The sequence below is a fragment of the Trichormus variabilis 0441 genome, assembly GCF_009856605.1.
Taxonomy (GTDB): domain Bacteria; phylum Cyanobacteriota; class Cyanobacteriia; order Cyanobacteriales; family Nostocaceae; genus Trichormus; species Trichormus variabilis.
The window spans coordinates 269,753-287,616 of record NZ_CP047242.1; the positions used below are offsets into that span (position 1 = coordinate 269,753).

The following is a 17,864-nucleotide window of genomic DNA, read 5'->3' on the forward strand; positions in this document are numbered from 1 at the left end:
TATTATGGTGCAGTCAGCCAAAACAGATTCTGTCAATCAACAGACGATTGAAGGGTTAAAACTACAAATTAAGAAACTGAACAGTAAGGCTGGTCAATTGAAGATGGATCTGCATGATTTGGCTGAAGGTTTGCCAATTGATTACCAAAATTTGACTGCACTAGCAGCCGAAACTTATGAAATCTATCGTCATTTAGATGAATTAAAGTCTCAGCTAAAAAGTTTGGAGAAAAATCATGACATGGGATATTGAACAGTTTAATAAACTTGTAAGTGCAGAGGAATATTTCGAGTTTTTTCAACTACCTTATGATCCTAGAGTAGTTCAGGTTAGCCGCCTGCATATTTTGAAGCAGTTTTCTCAATCTATTCAAGAGATTGATGCTAATAATTCACAAGCCAGCCAAGCAGAAAAGCTCGATTTATATTGCACAGCACTGAAACAAGCTTACGAAGTTTTCTTGAGTTCTACACCTTTAGAACAAAAGTTGTTCAAGGTGTTTAAACAGAAGCCTAAAAATATTGTCATGCTGACAGAAATTGCAACAAGCTAGGAGATAGAAAAGGTGGTAAATCTCACGTCTACTGAATTAGAACGTTACCGTCGCCAAATCATACTCCCTGGTTTTGGACAAGAAGCACAGCAGCGACTTAAATCTGCAACGGTATTAGTGACGGGTGTAGGTGGGTTAGGTGGAACAGCCGCGCTTTACTTGGCGATAGCTGGCGTGGGACGGTTGATTCTGGTTCGAGGCGGTGAGTTGCGGCTGGATGATATGAATCGCCAGATTCTGATGAGTGATGATTGGGTGGGTAAGCCAAGGGTGTTTAAAGCGAAAAAAAGGCTGGAGGATATCAACCCAGATGTGGAGGTTGAAGCCATATTTGATTACGTTACACCAGATAACGTTGATTCCTTAATTCAATCCGCCGATGTAGCACTGGACTGCGCTCACAACTTTGGGGAACGGGACTTATTGAATGCAGCTTGTGTACGTTGGCGTAAGCCGATGGTAGAAGCCGCAATGGATGGGATGGATGCTTATCTGACAACAATTATTCCTGGTGTTACGCCTTGTTTGTCTTGTCTATTTCCCGAAAAACCAGAATGGGATCGGCGTGGTTTTGGTGTGCTGGGTGCAGTTTCGGGAACTCTCGCCTGTCTGACAGCACTAGAAGCCATGAAGTTAATTACTGGATTTAGTCAGCCACTCTCATCAGAACTGTTGACAATGAATCTGCACCAGTTAACATTCGCCAAGCGTCGTTCTTACCGCGATCGCAATTGTCCAGTTTGCGGTACTCATTCTCAACACTATCCTCACCCCCAACAACTAAGTCGCGTTTTAGTCAATAGTCAATAGTCAATAGTTTAAAGGTATATTTTATGACTTTAACTTTAACAGAGGCAGCAGAATTCCGGCTGCGTACTTTTCTTTTAAGTTTTAGTAAAGATGAAAATTCCACCCAACGAGGGATACGCGTTGCTGTGGAAGATGGTGGTTGTAGTGGCTATCAGTATTCCATCAAAATTATTAACGCACCCCAAGCAGATGACATGGTGCTGCAACAAGGGAAATTACGGATCTATGTTGATTCGCAAAGTGCGCCATTACTAGAAGGCGTTGTGGTTGATTTTGTCGATGGCTTGCTAGAAAGCGGATTTAAGTTTAGTAATCCCAATGCTACTGATACCTGTGGCTGTGGGAAATCATTCCAAGCAGGTAATTGCAGTCCGGCTGGCGTTCCTTGTAGTTGATACCCTAAACCCTATTGATTTGGAGGATACGAAGATGACCACTTATCAAGTGAGATTGATTAATAAAAAGAGAGCGATCGACATTACTATTCCTGTTGACGAAAATACCACAATTCTAGATGCCGCAGAACAACAAGACATAGAGTTACCCTTTTCCTGTCAATCTGGGTCTTGCTCTAGTTGCGTTGCTAAAGTGGTTGAGGGTGAAGTTGATCAGTCCGAACAAGTATTTCTCGATGAAGAGCAAATGGCTAAAGGATTTATTGTCCTGTGTGTCTCCTATCCCCGTTCTGACTGCACAATTCGCACTCATCAAGAACCCTATTTAGTTTGAGTATTGACTCCACAGTTAGTAGTCATTCTCCTCTGCCCCTCATACCCTTACAATTACGAACAATCACCCTATGGCAACACTCACTGGTTTAACCTTTGGAGGTCAAGTCTGGACACCCCAATTTGTAGAAGCAGTTAACCAAGATAAATGTATTGGTTGTGGTCGATGCTTTAAGGCTTGCGGCCGGAATGTGCTAATACTGCAAGCGCTGAATGAAAATGGCGAATTTGTAGAAGATGAGGAGGGGGAAGAAATCGAACGCAAAGTAATGTCTATTATTCATCCAGAGTATTGTATTGGCTGTCAGGCTTGCGCTAGGGCTTGTCCGAAAAATTGTTACACCCATAGCCCACTTGAACATAATTAAAGATTTTTAAGTCTTCAATTATGTGAAATCTGTCAAGCAGTAGTATCTTTTACCGAATAAAACAACTAAATTTCAGAAAAATAGGAGTGAAAAGTAACCTAAATTCGCTTTTTACTCCTTTATTGTTTTAATTAACTCTATAAAGCTACAATTTCCTCAAAAAAGCTAATATTTTTTCAAAATTACTTTTACTAGATAGAAAAAAGTAAAATTTATTACAAAGGAATATAGCGTAGTCTTATGTATATTAAATATAATAATCTTTGTGCAAAAATAAAAATTTGTTTAATAGTTCATAATGAACAAAATTTTAATGTCTTAGCAGTTACAAAAGGTACTAATAACAATTATAAGGAGCCAGAAGTTAGATTTTTTTTGGATAATAGAAAATCAAGAAATTCCTTCCGTGGTAACGTAAATCACGCTCATTCCAGTTAAAGGTTTGGACTAGAGAATAAACAAGTTCAATTTAGCAGCCTGAGTGTAAATAACAAAAATATCTTACTTGTAAGTCTGCTAGGCTGGCAAATAAAACTTTTTACTAAACCTGACAAATCATACTCATTTAATACCTGAAAAACAAAAAAATTCCCAAAATTGAAAATAATTTTTACCAATGAGGGAGATTTTTAGTCGGTTTATTAGCAGCATATCACATACAAAACAGAGATTTCAAGAGATTTAATTAGTAAATCAAACAAAATGGTAAAACAGCAGCATAAAAAATCAATTTTTGCTCCAATTATTTGGTCTGATAACTAATAGGCTAAATGTGAGCAATGATCATTTACCAAAGCTAAGAATATACACAACAAGCACATTCAAAAATAATTGAAAGATGTGGCGGTTAATGCTGCCAATTTACTCGATTTATTTTTGAGATTGGGCAATAGCAGCATCCAGTAACTTCAGCACCTTTGCCAAGGCGAGGAATTTATAACGGCTGAATGTTTCCAATATTTACATCTGTGGTTAGCATTTCTACTTGAAAATCAGTTGCACAAAACTATGCCCTACGCCATTACTAATCGTTGTATTCAGTGCGCTAACTGCGTTCCCCTATGTCCTCAAGGTGCGATCAAAGTTATAGACGGTGATTACTGGATTGACCCTAGTTTGTGTAATAACTGTGAAGATTATCTTGAGCCACAGTGTGTAATTTGTTGTCCTGCCAATTCTCCAATCCCTTCTCAACCGAAAAAGGGAAGATACAAACTTGATGACAGAAAGGTTCCTAGTCCAGAACTTTTTGCGGATGGGAAAAGCCATCCTTTTGCATCAGCGATCGCCATCTGGGAATTATGCAATGTTTTAGCACAGAGACAGTCTCTCCCTTGGGAAACTGATGAGTCGGGAGAAGTGTATTATCAACGACAAATTAATCGCGGTAAGGGAGCGATCGCTTTTCGAGTTACAGATAGCGTACAATCAGAGCCATCAGCCATCCTCAAAGGTGCAAAAGCTTTATCTACAATCAAAACCTTTGATATTAGAGCTGCTTGTATGCACCTGCTCTATGCTGCTTATGCGACTAATTTAGATGAGCCTTGGGAAGACGAATTTACTATTAACGACCAGCAAATTGAGCAGTATTTAGGACTAGATAAACGTAAGGATTTGAGCAAAATTACCAAGCTAAATTTAATCAAAGAACTAGCTCAACAACCATGCAGAATCATAGCTTCGATTAATTTACCTGCCCAGGGGAAAATTAAAGAAATTTGTCTAGAAAATAGCCGTTTATGGCATTTATTGAATATTCAACATCACTTTCAGGAAGACGAATCTGGATGCAAATATTTAGTAGGATTGACTTTGACAATAAAAGCTGGTGAATGGGCGCAATACTTTCTCAATAGACAAGGTTGCAAAGAGCGTACAGCGTTCTATCAATACGGTACTTTACCCAAGTTTTTATTAACTACAATAATGAAAATTTGGCAGCAACATGAAGGTGCTGCTCGGATGATGCTATGGTTATTATTTAAAATTAAGTTAGGCAAAGAACAGTGCATTACAATTCCTATGCTGATGAAAGTTGCTTACGGAGAGCGACGAATCCAGCAAGTAGCCTTGCAACCAGAAAATCGACAACGTCTTTTAAAAATATTTGAAAGTGATTTAGAAGTACTTAATCACTATGGAATGAAGCCGATATTTGATCCAGTTACCTATCCCTTAGAAATTCAACCTTTGTGGTCTAAATTAGCGGATATTCCAGATGATGGCGAAGCAGCAATAGATTTTTGGATTCATGATGGTAATAATGAAAATCGACTAACTGATGCTGCCCCTCGCGGTAAGTGGAATCGATTAATGAATGCTCGCATCTTATATTTTGAAATGCCACCAGAGTGGAAAAAGCTGCTTACCAAGCCTAAGAAAAAGCAACGAATTAGCCACAATAAGACAAACTTAAAACCGCCAATAACTCTTTCTACAGAATTTATTATTGAGGCTAGAAAAAAACTTGGTTTAAGCCAAAGAGATTTAGCGAAGTTAACAGGTAAAAGCCAGAGTTGGATTCGTGATATTGAAAATGGTCGTTTTCAAGCTAAGTTAGAAGATCAAATGGTATTGCGAAAAGCATTAGGTATAAGTTAGCTCAAGAATTAACTATTCAAATCCTCACCCTCACCATCCTGAAACTGTGCTGAGGATTCCAGGCTACTCTAGTGTAATTTCTGAATGTGATGTATTTTTGGGTTACGGCGCAAATATCAATTTGTTATGCTGCAAATATGCAACCTTGCGCCTCCACCCAAACTACCCCCAATGCTAAAAATTATTAATTAATGACCACAGAAGATGGAATCAGCGATGCGATAAAAGCCATTATTGCTTGTATTAATGGATGTTGTTGCAATATTTTTATTTCTTCCTCTGTGATATGGTCAAATATTATTTTATTTATTTGTTCACCCTTCCCAAATAATATCTCTAAAAATTCTTTAGGTTTACTTTGAGCCAATTGCCATTCTAAATCATTAAATTGTCGTTGTGCTATTTTTTCGATTAATGATTTATCTTGCAAAAATATAATTTCTATTTCGGGAACTGCAAAAAAGATTTGATAGGGAATCCCAGGTGATGCTTGATTTAGTGTATAGTTAATTAAATCGTGTCTTTCCAATATTTGAGATTCGTTATCTGTATCTGCATCTAAGACAAGAGCAACAGGTGTGTTTCGAGTCGCAAGCAGTGAACTAGCTAAAGAACGCGCTCTATAAGAACTTTCACCTGCTATAAATTGGATATCCTGAGTCAGATTTTTTGGAAGTAATTTTTGTAAAATTTCTATATCTCTATAACCCTCTGCAATTATATATGCTAGTGTCATGATCCAAGCTCCGTTGTAATGTCGTAATTGGGGATACAGTTCTGAACACAAACACGATATTTTTTGACTAGAAATCTACATATACATTGATTTGTGAGTGAGTATTCAATTTCTTCTCCTCCCCATAATAGAACAGCTTGGGGTGCGACAAATCCAGTTAAAGTTACTGCTGCTTCTGTAAAGCCACTGCGACTAAACACGCTACCAATAGCTGTTGCTGGTCTTCTTAGTAGTTGATTTCGTAGCTTTGCTATGGGTTCAATATTAACTTCTTTAGCTGTGTCCTTGCATTCTACTAAGCAGGCTAGACCGTCTGTGTATACTACTCCGTCAATTTGTTCTACTATTGTATCTTGAATTTTCACGGTATAAGGCCAAGCGACTTCCGCGCCATCAAGTTGGAATGCACGTAAAACTAAATATTCTAATGCTTTACCTTCATCCCAAAAGTTAGAGGTACTTTTTGTTTTAATTTCTAACCATAATATTCTTAAGTCATCCCAACCATAAGTGATAATTCTTGCTTGATATTCTGTATCTGTGGTCATGCTTGTATTTTAGGTGTAGTCATATGTTAAATATTTAAATTAATATTACATGATTGCAAATTTTAGAAGTGATGCCAATGCTAACGAAGCACTCCCTGTAGGTTGGTTAGAACTGAGTGAAATCCAACAAATTATCTATTTTTTCAAGAAAAAGCTATATGTTAAATTACCTGCTTGGAATCAAGATAATTTGGTGTTGGGTTACGGCGCAAATATCAACTCGTTATGTTGTAAATATACAAGCTTGCGCCTTCACCCAACTTATTCATAAATTAAGGTTTATTTCCAAGTGTTAAAGGGTTAAAATTAATCAATGGAGAAGAAGGCCAACCATTAGAAAACATCCGTGCTAAATTATTTGAAGCTTCTCCTAGACGATATCTAAAAGTCTCAATATCTTTAACTCCAAGAGGATCTAATAATTTTCTAGCACTTCTAATGCTAGATGCCTCTACTAAGTATCTTGGTACTTGCTCCATATATACCTTAGTCCAAGGTATCCAACTATGTCGTTCATTTGCTTTATTATTTTGAAATTCTGACCGTAGAAATAAAAAACAGTCTGCATCCATAAATTGTTGCATTGGAACAATGTTGGCTAAATCTCCGTGTATGTGGCGTTCATTCAAAATATCTGCATGAAGTGATATTCTCATTAAGTTTAGGCGGTTTTTACGAACATCTAACAACCTAACAGTCTGAGAAATGTATGTGAAATAAACTAAACCTGATTCTCTACTATATATTGAAGGATTTTCAATGTAAATACCTGATTCTAATAACTCCGCAATGAGTTCCCATCGGTTTTCTCGAATTAGAAATGAGAAAAAAGACACAAAAAGTTCATGACCTACAAATTTGTAAAAATCGAAATCAATATCTTGATAGCTACCTGAGAAAATACGTGGAAGACTATAACGTTCTAAAATCATTTCAAATTGTTTGTATATTTCACGTGCAGCATCTAAGTTATTGACCATTGCAATTACTTCTACAAGATGTGCAAACTCTATTATCAGTTCTTTTGTTTGCTCAATTGATTGTACTAATAATTCATCAGGTATACCGCCTTTTGTAAAATCTGGCTTAAGTTTATCAAGCTCATCCCTGAGCCATGTCATGAACCGACGAAGTAAAATAGTTTGATTTTGTTGGAAATTCTCAACTGCTATTCTTACCTGTTGTCCTATTTCTATTGGTTGGATGACTTCCCCTGTATTTTGCAGATCAAGTCCTTCTAAAATATTCCTAAGTGCAAATTCTAGTTTTGATTGAAGCTGCCTACGCTCTGTAGAACGATCTTCACTTTCTTCAGGCATAAAGTAGGTAATTACCCGCCGCATTCGTAAGTCAAAAGGGAGTTCTTCTGGCTTCGCAAAAGCAGAATTTAGTACCATAATTATGTTGTTCCATCCTAAAGCATTGATTGCGTATCCCAGTTCCAGTAAGACATTAGGATTTGGAGTAAGCCGAGAAGAACTATTTTGGTTAATAATCGAAACATCACATACAAACACTTGAGCCTGTTCAATTTTGTCGAATATTGTATGAGCAATATCCGGTGAGCCAGGTACATCTTTTGTGTCACGGTCTATAACTGGCTCTACTTGTATAGAATCATCATTGCGGATGGATTTAGCAGCAGCCTCAAGAGCAGTCTCAATAAATCCACGATTTGTCTTATTAGGTAAGTCTGATTGCCAAGAGTAAAATATTTTGCAATTCATACGTCTATATAAATATATAGATATAGTGAACCCCACCCAGGAAAATACCTAGATGGAGGTCATTACATTATATCTATCTAAATTTAATGCACTAACTCAATAGCCCGCTTTGTCAAAGCCTCAGCAGTCAACCCATTAAACGCCATCAACTCACCAGCACTAGCTGTAGTCTCCCCACGCTTCCAGGCGAAGGTATCGCGCTTGCTGTTACTCCGCAACATGATAGGTTCTAACATCGAAGCCACACCACCAGTGACACCAATTAAGGCATCGCCAGCAAATAATTCAGCGAATTTGGCATCATCAATGAAACCGTTATCAGCTTCAGAACAGGTATCCCATGCAACATCATGAGGACGATACAAACGGCGGGGATTAATCACAGAAACTATCTTCACTCCGATACCTTCAGTTTCTAAGAAAGCGGCGGCTTCAAATACGGGAATTAATGTCATGTCGCCAATGACAGCAAACACAACTTGCTTACCACCAGGAATTTCATGCAATACTACTGCACCTTCTTCTAAACCTTGGCGAGTTTGGGCAAAGGTGGTACGAATTGGTAAGGGTGATTTACTGGCGGTGATGACAATGCCTTTATTCTTAGTTGTCAACGCCCAGTCATAACAAACTTGGGTACTGTTAGCATCGGGGGGGAATACGGGGAATACATTGCCGTTCCGCATCATGGATGCAAAGTAAGCTTCGATTTCTGGACGTTGGTGTGTCCAGCCGTTGCGTCCTTGTTCTAGTGCGCCGGCGGTGAATAAGGTAATTGTTGAGGGAGTTGGGCGGCGTAATTCTGCCATTGCTTGGATGACGGTTTGCCAGATTGGTAAGCCGTTGATGGCGAAAGATTCGTAAGAACACCAGAGGGTTCTTGCACCCATCAAAGACAAACCAACAGCTAAACCTGCACAAGCATCTTCACTCAATGGTTCGTAAACTTGTCCGTTTGGTGCTTGGTTATATAAGTCGTCGGTGGTGGGGTGGATAATCTTTAAGGCTTGGTTGATGTTACCTATACCTGATGCTTCGTTTCCGTCAGCGTTAGTGACGAGGAAATTGGGATCTTTTTGTCCAACTGCACCGACGATTCGTCCCATTGCGGTGGTAGAAACTTTGGGTTCACCACCGACTGCATATTCTTCTAATGGTAATGTACCTAAATCTGGTAATGGTAACTCAAATTCTGTCACCACTGTTTTAGATGCTGGGCCTCCCCCTGCGCGTTCGGCGTTGGTTCTGACGGTTTGCCAAGCTGCGGGGGATAATGCCCGTTTTTGTAAGGCGGTGATAATATGGGGTGCGTCTAGGGTGTCTTTGGGATAGAGGTTGTGAGATTTTGCACCCTTGGCGTGAACGCCTGCGCCTTTGAGTTGTTTGATGATGAAGACTGTCAGTTTACCACCCAGGGCGGAACGGGCGGCTTTATCTACGGCGACGAGGACGGCTTGGGTGAAGGCTAGACGCTGGGTAAAGGAGAAAATGGTACTGTCAACATAATCTCCTGGTTGGTTTTGGTCGTCAAATTCTTTGGCATCAACTAATACGACTTCTTCAAAACCGTTACCTTGCCAATATGCTGTCATCTGTGCGTTGGTTTTGAGGGAAACCATGCTGTGATGTTCTTGGCTGTAACCATTCCACACCAACACGGGTAAGAAGTTGGTGACGCTGGGATAGGCGGTGTTAAAGTGCGCCATTGAACTCATGATGTATGGTTCACCTAGTCCACCGTCGCCGAGGGTGAAGGGGAAAAGTTTGTCACGGTGGAGGAGTGCAGCCGCCATTGCAAAGTGCTGTCCTTGTCCCAAGGGGCCGGCGGGTGCAAGAATACCGGGGATGTAACCGGAAAGGTGTCCTAATAATCCATGTTTTTCGCGGAAGCGATCGCGCAATTGTTGTACTGTGGAGATACCCATATCCTCCAAGGAGCGATCGAGGAACATGGCACTATAAAATCCAGGGGCATGGTGTCCGACTTCGGTAATAATATTTTTATACCCCAGCATGACCAAAGCCGCGTAAGCTTCCGCTTGGCTAGCAAACCCGCCTGGATGTCCAGAAGCCTTACTACCAGTGATTTGTAGTGTCAGGTAGCGTAAGGCATCAGCCGCGAGTAAAGTTTGATATACAGCTTGAGGGTTTGTTGGAGCGGCGATCGCTACTTTTCCCGATTCTATCGCAGGTGTGGCACCATAAGTTTCAAAATCTGGTAGTGCTTCACCAAAATATTGAATACCTTCCGCAAATTCGGGAAGCGCTGACGAAGCTTTGGGTGTGATTGCAGTCATGCTGAGTACCTGATAAGGATGATGGGAAACTATTGATGCTCGATGAATTTAACAGAAATTTTACATCTTTAGCGTTGTATCAGTTTATAAGTGTTTGGCAATGCTAAATATAAGTAGTTCAAATAGTTCTGTTCCAAGTGATGGCAAATCATAGGGATAATAGTTACAACCAAAAAGGCAGAGATAACTATATGGCAGCGTCTATTTATCCATCTCCAGTAGATAAACTATTGACCTACGGTGATTGTAGTAAGATGCGAGATGTCCCCAACTATGTGCAGAAACTTGGTTTTAATGCAGACCATGTTCCTGACTTAATTCGCATGGCGACTGATGCAGAATTAAATAATGCTGACCAAGATAGTGTAGAGGTTTGGGGACCAGTCCACGCAATACGGGTATTAACTCAACTAAGTGCAGAAGCCGCAATTCAACCCCTGGCGAATCTATTTCACGAAGTCGATGATGATTGGACACCTGGTGAATTAGCTGAGTACTTTGCTACAGTTGGGGCGGCGGCGATTCCTACACTAGAAGCATATCTGGGGGATTCTTCTCACGATGCTTACCAACTCGCCGATGCGGCTACAGCCTTAACTAAAATTGCTGAGAAACATCCTGATTTACGTGACCGATGTGTAGCAGTGTTGACGCAAAGGTTAGAAGACTTTGCCAATAATGACCCAGAATTTAACGCTTTTTTGATTGGTGAACTGCTGGATTTAAAAGCTGTTGAGTCTGCACCAGTGATAGAACAAGCGTTTGCAGCTAATCGAGTACCACCTTTTATTGTCGGGAATTGGGGTGATGCACAGGTAGAATTGGGACTGAAAACCCGTGAAGAAGTCCCCGAAACAAAGTTTAGACTGGAAGACATCGTAAATTACTACAAGCAAGAACTTGGACAACCCCGTGGTTTTGCACCACTTGTAAGTAAGAAGCCAAAGAAGCAAAAGAAAAATAAAAAACGTAAGTAATGAATCAATTCAAAATTCGCGCATTAAATACAGCCACCCACTAGGGGCGTTAGCGTAGTGGGACGAAAGTCCGGTTTTTAACCTAGCTTTTCCAATCAACAGTCAACAGTCATCAGTCAACAGTCAACAGTCAACAATCACCGTCTACACAGTTCATGACCACTACTTATGTTTGATGTTCTTGGTAAGCAAACAGCATCGATGTATACCCGTGATGGGGTGAGGCTAGATGCAGATATCTATCGACCGGATGGAGACGGTGAATTTCCGGTATTATTAATGCGACAACCTTATGGTAGAGCGATCGCATCTACTGTTGTCTATGCCCATCCTACTTGGTATGCCGCCCAGGGGTATATTGTCGTTATTCAAGATGTGCGGGGACGGGGAACTTCTCAAGGCGAATTTAAGTTATTTGCTAATGAAATTGCCGATGGTGAAGATACGGTAAACTGGGCTGCAAGTATTCCTGGGAGTAATGGACAGGTGGGAATGTATGGGTTTTCCTATCAGGGAATGACTCAGTTATATACCGCAATTGCCCAACCGCCAGCTTTAAAGACTATCTGCCCAGCGATGATTGGCTATGATTTATATACAGATTGGGCGTATGAAGGCGGCGCGTTTTGTTTGCAAACTAATCTGGCGTGGGCAATTCAATTAGCTACGGAAACGGCGCGGTTACGAGGAGATAAAGAAAAATATCAAGCTTTATTCACCGCATCCCGCAACCTACCCTTAAATAATCCCGAAATCCTCCAACAACTTGCACCAGAATCTTTTTATCACGAATGGGTAACCCATCCCCAACCAGACTCATACTGGCAAGAACTCTCACCCAAAACCCATTTCCAAGGTGTAGACTTGCCCATGCTGCATATCGGCGGCTGGTTCGATACCTACCTACGCGGTACGCTGCATTTATATCAAGATATGACAGCCCGTGCCACTACACCCCAACATTTATTAGTAGGGCCTTGGGCGCATATACCTTGGGGTCGCAAAGTGGGCGAAGTTGACTTTGGTGTTAATGCTGTCAGTCCTGTTGATGAAGTGCAGGTCAGATGGTTTGATTACTTTCTCAAAGACATCGATACAGGGTTGTTAGATGAATTGCCTGTAAGTTTATTTGAGATGGGAAGTAATATGTGGCTACAGTTTCCCATAATAACTATATCAAACCAGAAAATTTACTTTTTGTCAACCACCGGACTAGCCAGCATCCGCGAAGACTCTGGAACCCTAATCCCCAATCCCCATTACCCCTTATCCCCAGAGGGGACCCCACCTTCCCCAGTCCCCAGTTCCCCAGATGTTCTCGTCCACGACCCTTGGCGACCAGTGCCATCAGTGGGCGGTCATGCAGCAATACCGGCTGGTGTATTTGAGCGATCGCATATCGATTGCCGTTCAGATGTCCTCACATACACCAGCGCACCCTTGATTGCAGACTTACATTTATTAGGGGATGCGATCGTAGAAATTGTTTGTAGCGCTGATCAACCCAGTTATGATTTGTGTGCAGTACTCTCACAAGTTTATCCCGATGGCAAAGTATACAACTTCACCCAAGGTTATTTACATTGCCCAGATGGAATGAATCACACCACCAGAAGAATTCAACTACAAACAACTTGTATCCGCATTCCTCAAGGTAATTCCTTACGTTTAAGTTTGAGTGCAGCCTGCTACCCAGCTTATGCAATGAACTCTGGTAATAGTCCAGTTTTGGATAGCGATAGTTTATTCCATGCCCAAATCATCACAATTAGCGTCACTTGCAGAGATAATAACAGTTCCCAAATCCTTTTACCAATAACACAGGAATGAGACTAATTCGTCATTCATACCTAAGAATTGACCAATTACCAATCACCAATTATTATTAACCTGCTGAATCGGAATTTCAATCCAAAATTCTGTACCTGAACCTAGTTGAGAATCACATTTAAAAACCCCACCATGTTTTTCTACTACAATTTTATAACTAATAGATAAACCCAAACCTGTACCCTTACCGACTGGCTTTGTAGTAAAGAACGGATCGCATATTCTGAGTCTCAAATCTTCTGGTATGCCAGGGCCATTATCCACAATCCGAATGACTACACTTTGAATGTTGTCCCTGATTTGACCAAAGCTAGTAAAAATAATAATTTCACCATGATGATTTTTTGATTGTGCCTCCTTATAATCTTCTAGAGCATCGATAGCATTACTCAAAACATTCATAAATACTTGATTCATCTGTCCGGCGTAGCATTCTACCAAGGGAATATCAGCGTATTTTTTGGTAAGTTTAATCCCCGCAGTTTCCGGCTTGGCTTTCAAGCGGTGTTGCAAAATTAACAAGGTACTATCAATACCCTCATGAATATTTACGGCTTTCATTTCTGCTTCATCAAGGCGAGAGAAAGTCCGTAAAGACATGACAATTTGGCGGATGCGCTCGACACCAATTTGCATAGAGGAGAGAGTTTTGGGTAAATCTTCAGCTAAAAACTCTAGATCGATTTCGTCTGCCTGTTCTAGAATTGCTGCACTAGGGTTGGGTAATTCTTGCTGATAAAGTTCCAGCATCGTGAGTAAATTCTGAGCATATTCACTTACATGGCTGAGATTTCCATAAATAAAGTTCACTGGATTATTAATTTCATGAGCTACACCTGCTACTAATTGACCCAATGAAGACATTTTTTCTGTTTGGATGAGTTGAGTTTGGGTTTGTTGTAAATGGTGCAGTGTTTGAGTTAACTTTTGAGCCTGTTGCTGGGTTTGATTGAGTAGTTCAGCTTGTTGTAGCGCTACTCCTAGTTGGGCAGCAATTTGAGTCAGGAAGTTCACTTCTGAAGGTTTCCACTGACGGGGGCCAGAATGTTGATAAGTTGCTAGTAAACCCCAGAGTTTCTGACCAACAAAGATAGGAGCCAAGACAAAAGCATAAATTTGAAATTGCTCTAGATTTTCAACATGACATTGAGTAAACCCCACCTTATAGATGTCATCTACGGCAAATGTTTCATTGTAGCGATAGCGTCCTCCTTGTGTGTTTTGTAAGTAAGTGTCATTCCAGACAGTATTAATACTTATGCTTGATTCATTTGACCAGTGAAGGCTAGTGGCTTCAAAATCACCCACAAATTCGCCTCCCCATTCATCGTCAAAGCGATACACGGAAACCCGATCTGCTTTAATTAATTGACAAGCTTCTTTAGTAGTTATTTGAAAAATAGTGTTAGTATCTAGCGATTCACGAATCTTAGAAATTACACCAAACACTGCTTGTTGTTGTTCTGATGTATGGCGTAGTTCAAGAGTGCGTTTCTGCACTTGTTTTTCTAAGTTTTCGTTAAAGGCTTGTACTTGTTGGTAGAGTTCATACTGCTGAATAGCTGAGGCAAAGTGTTGACCGATTTCTTTAGCTAGTTCAATCTCTTCGCTTGTCCATTGTTGAGCTTGTGACTTTTTGGCATCACGCCATAAATTAAATGATACACGGGGGAACATTTGCCTCTGATCCTGATCAATGTGTCCGGCCCAGAGAGTTTCGGTATCTATCTCATTGCGGAAGATAGTTAAATAACCCAGTAACTGCTGACGATATTCTAAGGGAATGATTAAAATGCTGCGAATTTTAGTTGTTTGAAAAACGGCTTGCAAACTACGCAAGGTAGGATCTTGATAAATATCAGCGATCGCCCAGATATCATGATGCGATGTGTAATGTTCCTGCCAGACCCTATACTGTTCAATGAGCGGATAGATAGTTTGTTCTGGGGTGATAGGTTGTTGTCCACAGGTATAAAGTTGGACGCAGTTATTACCTGGAATTAAACACTCCGCTAAACTCCGAGAAGCAACGTGTTGTGACTCAACAGCTTGATTTCTTAAACACAGCCTACCGCCAACACCATCAAAAGCAGCAACTGCTGCTTCTAAAGTCGGCTGTAAGACAATCGTGGGTAATGAGTGCAGTAGGGTAATAATGCGGTTAATGATGGCTTCTTTTTGGGCTTTTTTTCTGGCTTGGGTCAGGAGATGACTTTGGGCGATCGCTACTGCAAGTTGATCTACAATCATCTGCATGGCTTCCAACTCATCCTCTGAAACCGTCCGGTTTTCGGAATGATGAGATACCAACAGCCCCCACAGTTCATCTTGGTGAAAAATAGGCGCGACTACCGAAGATTTCACACCCATCGCTGTTAAGTATTCCAAATGACAAGGGTCTACAGGACGGTAACAAATGTCTTCTGAAATTAATTCCCCCGTTTCTAAGTTATGCACAGGGCTTTGACCAATCATCCCCGTAGTAACATTAACTATGGAACGTACTTTAGACTTGACCAAAAGTTCCCTTGCGTGGGGTGGAATATCATCAGCCGGAAAATTCAACCCCAGCAATGAGGGTAGACGATTTTCATAAATTGACTCAGCAATAACCTGACCGCTTCCATCTGCATGGAATTTATACATCATCACTCGGTCAGTTCCCAATAAAGTGCGTACCTCTGCTGTTGTCGCTGTGATGATATCCTCCAACTCTAAAGATTGACGAATCCGAGCCGTAATACGACGTACTACACTTTCCTGATTGAGACTAACCTGAGAATTTGGTTTAGCGATCGGTGACATTGCTTTTCTTTAAATTAAGTTCAGGAAAATCACGATATTATTAACAAATATAAAAGTATTTTTAAATTTTAAATATTACATTGTCTACAGTAAGATTACGGTCAGAATCTAATTAATAAAATTACTTGTTCTTTATATAAATATTTATCCTCGGAAATTCACATAGTTTATTAAGACAAGGCAAAGAAAAAAGCAATTCTAAGCTGAATAACTATTTCTTAATTACTGACATACTAATTAGAATTTAAAATAGAAAAGACACGAAGTTAAGCGTGTCTTTTCTCAGGCATAATTTAGGTTATCTTCGGGATTTTGGTTGCTTTTATCTCTCAACCAATTAAACTTTGGCGTTATCAGCAAAGCGGATTTTTAAATAATCATCTTCCATCTTTGCTCCTGATGGTTGCAACGCTGCCAAAGCTTGTGGTAGCACTAGATTGCGGCGATGATTACCAATGGTGATGTTTAATTCATCTCCAGTTTTACTGAGTTGAACTTGGTTTTTGGGAATCCCAGGTAAATACAATTCCAAACTGTATTGGTTATTTTCTTGCACTACTCTTACAGTCGTTTCTTTGTAATATACCTGAGTGGGATCTTCATCTTTATACAAGGTTTCTTTTAGGCGTTCTAAAGCCGCTAGTCCACACATTTCTTCGGAAAAAAGTGGCACTTCTTTCACTGGTAAAGGGTGGAAATTCTCATGGATTTCTTGACGATACTCTTCCTGATTTTGTTTCCAGCGTTGGAAGAATGGATCTTGCACTTGGGCAGGGATAATGCGATTAGCCACAACTAAATCTGTGGCAACATTGTACAAGCTTAAATAAGCGTGAGCGCGTAAAGACTCTTTGATTACCATCTTCTCTGGGTTAGTAACAAGACGTACAGAAGTTTGCGTATTATCTGTTAGTACTTTTTCCAGAGCTTCAATTTGTTCATAAAACTCATAAGGGGCATCCATCACCTCTCTATCTGGTAAGGAAAACCCAGCAATTGGTTTAAAAATAGGTTCAACCAATGGACGCAGCGCAACTGAGATATTTTGGAATGGTTTGTAAAAACGCCGCATATACCAGCCGCCCACTTCTGGTAAACTCAAGAGGCGCAATGCTGTACCGGTGGGTGCAGAGTCGATAATTAATACATCAAAATCACCTTCATCATAGTGGCGCTTCATTCTCACTAAGCCAAAAATCTCATCCATGCCTGGTAGGATGGCTAATTCTTCCGCTTGCACTCCATCTAAACCCCTAGCTTGCAAAACTTGGGTAATGTAGCGCTTCACTGCACCCCAGTTTCCTTCTAGTTCTTGCAGTGCATCTAGTTCTGCACCCCACAAGTTGGGACGGATTTGTTTTGGTGCGTGGCCTAGTTCCATGTCAAAACTGTCTGCTAATGAGTGAGCGGGGTCTGTACTCAAAACCAGTGTCCGATAGCCTAATTCTGCACACCGCAGCCCAGTTGCAGCAGCCACCGAGGTTTTACCTACGCCGCCTTTCCCTGTCATCAAAATTACTCGCATGGATGATTATGCCCTGCCTGAGAATTGTTTACATTTATTTACGTTATCTCTATTATCGATGGTTTGCAGGGAATTAAGTGCAGTTTGAGTGGGTTTACTGTCAAGAAATCATTGGGTATTGATGGGTGATGAGTAATTTAGCTCACCCACAGGGGAGGCTGACTTTTCACGGGAAGTACCAAAACCCTACGGAAAATGTTCGCGTTCATCAAGGCTTGGTAGTGAGTAATGAGTAATAGGTATGAATTATTTATTGGAAGGCAAATCTTATACCAATCGTCTATGAAGTCGCGCCAAATAAATGATGTACAGACGTTGTATGCAACGTCTCTACAGTACAGAATAAAGTGCATCT

General features: G+C 40.5%; 16 protein-coding genes. 10 read left to right on the forward strand and 6 right to left on the reverse strand.

Translation table 11 applies throughout. The features are described 5' to 3' along the window. Nucleotides 1-4: 4 nt before the first annotated feature. From GSQ19_RS00955 to GSQ19_RS00985, 7 genes are all read left to right on the forward strand, one after another. Nucleotides 5-253, forward strand: coding sequence for a CCE_0567 family metalloprotein (locus GSQ19_RS00955; RefSeq protein ID WP_011320934.1), 249 nt, complete (start codon nucleotides 5-7; stop codon nucleotides 251-253). Further along, on the forward strand, nucleotides 237-554 hold the full coding sequence (gene nifW, locus GSQ19_RS00960) for a nitrogenase-stabilizing/protective protein NifW (RefSeq protein ID WP_011320935.1): 318 nt from the start codon (nucleotides 237-239) through the stop codon (nucleotides 552-554). The genes GSQ19_RS00955 and nifW overlap by 17 nt, the downstream gene beginning before the upstream one ends. A 12-nt stretch (nucleotides 555-566) precedes the next feature. Continuing rightward, entirely contained in the window at nucleotides 567-1,364 is a 798-nt protein-coding gene (locus GSQ19_RS00965) for a HesA/MoeB/ThiF family protein (RefSeq protein WP_011320936.1), read from the forward strand. 23 nt (nucleotides 1,365-1,387) lie between these two features. Then, entirely contained in the window at nucleotides 1,388-1,759 is a 372-nt protein-coding gene (locus tag GSQ19_RS00970) for an iron-sulfur cluster assembly accessory protein (RefSeq protein WP_011320937.1), read from the forward strand. Nucleotides 1,760-1,793: 34 nt separating this feature from the next. Next, nucleotides 1,794-2,093 (forward strand): 2Fe-2S iron-sulfur cluster-binding protein, encoded by a 300-nt coding sequence (locus GSQ19_RS00975; RefSeq protein WP_011320938.1) that lies wholly within the window; start codon nucleotides 1,794-1,796, stop codon nucleotides 2,091-2,093. A 70-nt stretch (nucleotides 2,094-2,163) separates the two neighbouring features. Further along, complete coding sequence (gene fdxB, locus GSQ19_RS00980; RefSeq protein ID WP_011320939.1) at nucleotides 2,164-2,460, forward strand: ferredoxin III, nif-specific; 297 nt, start codon at nucleotides 2,164-2,166, stop codon at nucleotides 2,458-2,460. Between the two features lie 1,008 nt (nucleotides 2,461-3,468). Further along, nucleotides 3,469-5,064 carry a helix-turn-helix domain-containing protein gene (locus GSQ19_RS00985; RefSeq protein WP_011320940.1) on the forward strand — a complete coding sequence of 532 codons (1,596 nt, stop codon included), beginning with the start codon at nucleotides 3,469-3,471 and terminating at the stop codon, nucleotides 5,062-5,064. Between the two features lie 184 nt (nucleotides 5,065-5,248). Here the strand turns inward: GSQ19_RS00985 and GSQ19_RS00990 are convergent, their stop codons facing one another. Together GSQ19_RS00990 and GSQ19_RS00995 are read right to left on the reverse strand one after the other, a co-directional pair. Then, nucleotides 5,249-5,800: a hypothetical protein gene (locus GSQ19_RS00990; protein ID WP_011320941.1), complete on the reverse strand. Its 552-nt coding sequence runs from the start codon at nucleotides 5,798-5,800 to the stop codon at nucleotides 5,249-5,251. After that, the gene (locus GSQ19_RS00995; RefSeq protein ID WP_011320942.1) at nucleotides 5,797-6,348 is read right to left on the reverse strand and encodes a restriction endonuclease; all 552 of its coding nucleotides are present in this window, start codon (nucleotides 6,346-6,348) and stop codon (nucleotides 5,797-5,799) included. The genes GSQ19_RS00990 and GSQ19_RS00995 overlap by 4 nt, the downstream gene beginning before the upstream one ends. Before the next feature lie 49 nt (nucleotides 6,349-6,397). Between GSQ19_RS00995 and GSQ19_RS01000 the strand changes: the two genes are divergently transcribed. Next, nucleotides 6,398-6,619 (forward strand): hypothetical protein, encoded by a 222-nt coding sequence (locus GSQ19_RS01000; RefSeq protein ID WP_041456382.1) that lies wholly within the window; start codon nucleotides 6,398-6,400, stop codon nucleotides 6,617-6,619. 1 nt (nucleotide 6,620) lies between these two features. On the opposite strand, the gene GSQ19_RS01005 is transcribed toward GSQ19_RS01000, so the two are convergent. Both GSQ19_RS01005 and GSQ19_RS01010 read right to left on the reverse strand, forming a co-directional pair. Next, nucleotides 6,621-8,075 (reverse strand): hypothetical protein, encoded by a 1,455-nt coding sequence (locus GSQ19_RS01005; protein ID WP_011320943.1) that lies wholly within the window; start codon nucleotides 8,073-8,075, stop codon nucleotides 6,621-6,623. 83 nt (nucleotides 8,076-8,158) lie between these two features. Next, entirely contained in the window at nucleotides 8,159-10,372 is a 2,214-nt protein-coding gene (locus GSQ19_RS01010) for a phosphoketolase family protein (protein ID WP_011320944.1), read from the reverse strand. A gap of 140 nt (nucleotides 10,373-10,512) precedes the next feature. Between GSQ19_RS01010 and GSQ19_RS01015 the strand changes: the two genes are divergently transcribed. Then, the gene (locus GSQ19_RS01015) at nucleotides 10,513-11,349 is read left to right on the forward strand and encodes a hypothetical protein (RefSeq protein WP_011320945.1); all 837 of its coding nucleotides are present in this window, start codon (nucleotides 10,513-10,515) and stop codon (nucleotides 11,347-11,349) included. 168 nt (nucleotides 11,350-11,517) lie between these two features. Continuing rightward, on the forward strand, nucleotides 11,518-13,179 hold the full coding sequence (locus GSQ19_RS01020; protein ID WP_011320946.1) for a CocE/NonD family hydrolase: 1,662 nt from the start codon (nucleotides 11,518-11,520) through the stop codon (nucleotides 13,177-13,179). A gap of 42 nt (nucleotides 13,180-13,221) precedes the next feature. On the opposite strand, the gene GSQ19_RS01025 is transcribed toward GSQ19_RS01020, so the two are convergent. Both GSQ19_RS01025 and GSQ19_RS01030 read right to left on the reverse strand, forming a co-directional pair. Beyond that, complete coding sequence (locus GSQ19_RS01025) at nucleotides 13,222-15,984, reverse strand: GAF domain-containing protein (RefSeq protein ID WP_011320947.1); 2,763 nt, start codon at nucleotides 15,982-15,984, stop codon at nucleotides 13,222-13,224. 337 nt (nucleotides 15,985-16,321) lie between these two features. After that, nucleotides 16,322-17,509 (reverse strand): TRC40/GET3/ArsA family transport-energizing ATPase, encoded by a 1,188-nt coding sequence (locus GSQ19_RS01030; RefSeq protein WP_011320948.1) that lies wholly within the window; start codon nucleotides 17,507-17,509, stop codon nucleotides 16,322-16,324. Between the last annotated feature and the right edge of the window lie 355 nt (nucleotides 17,510-17,864).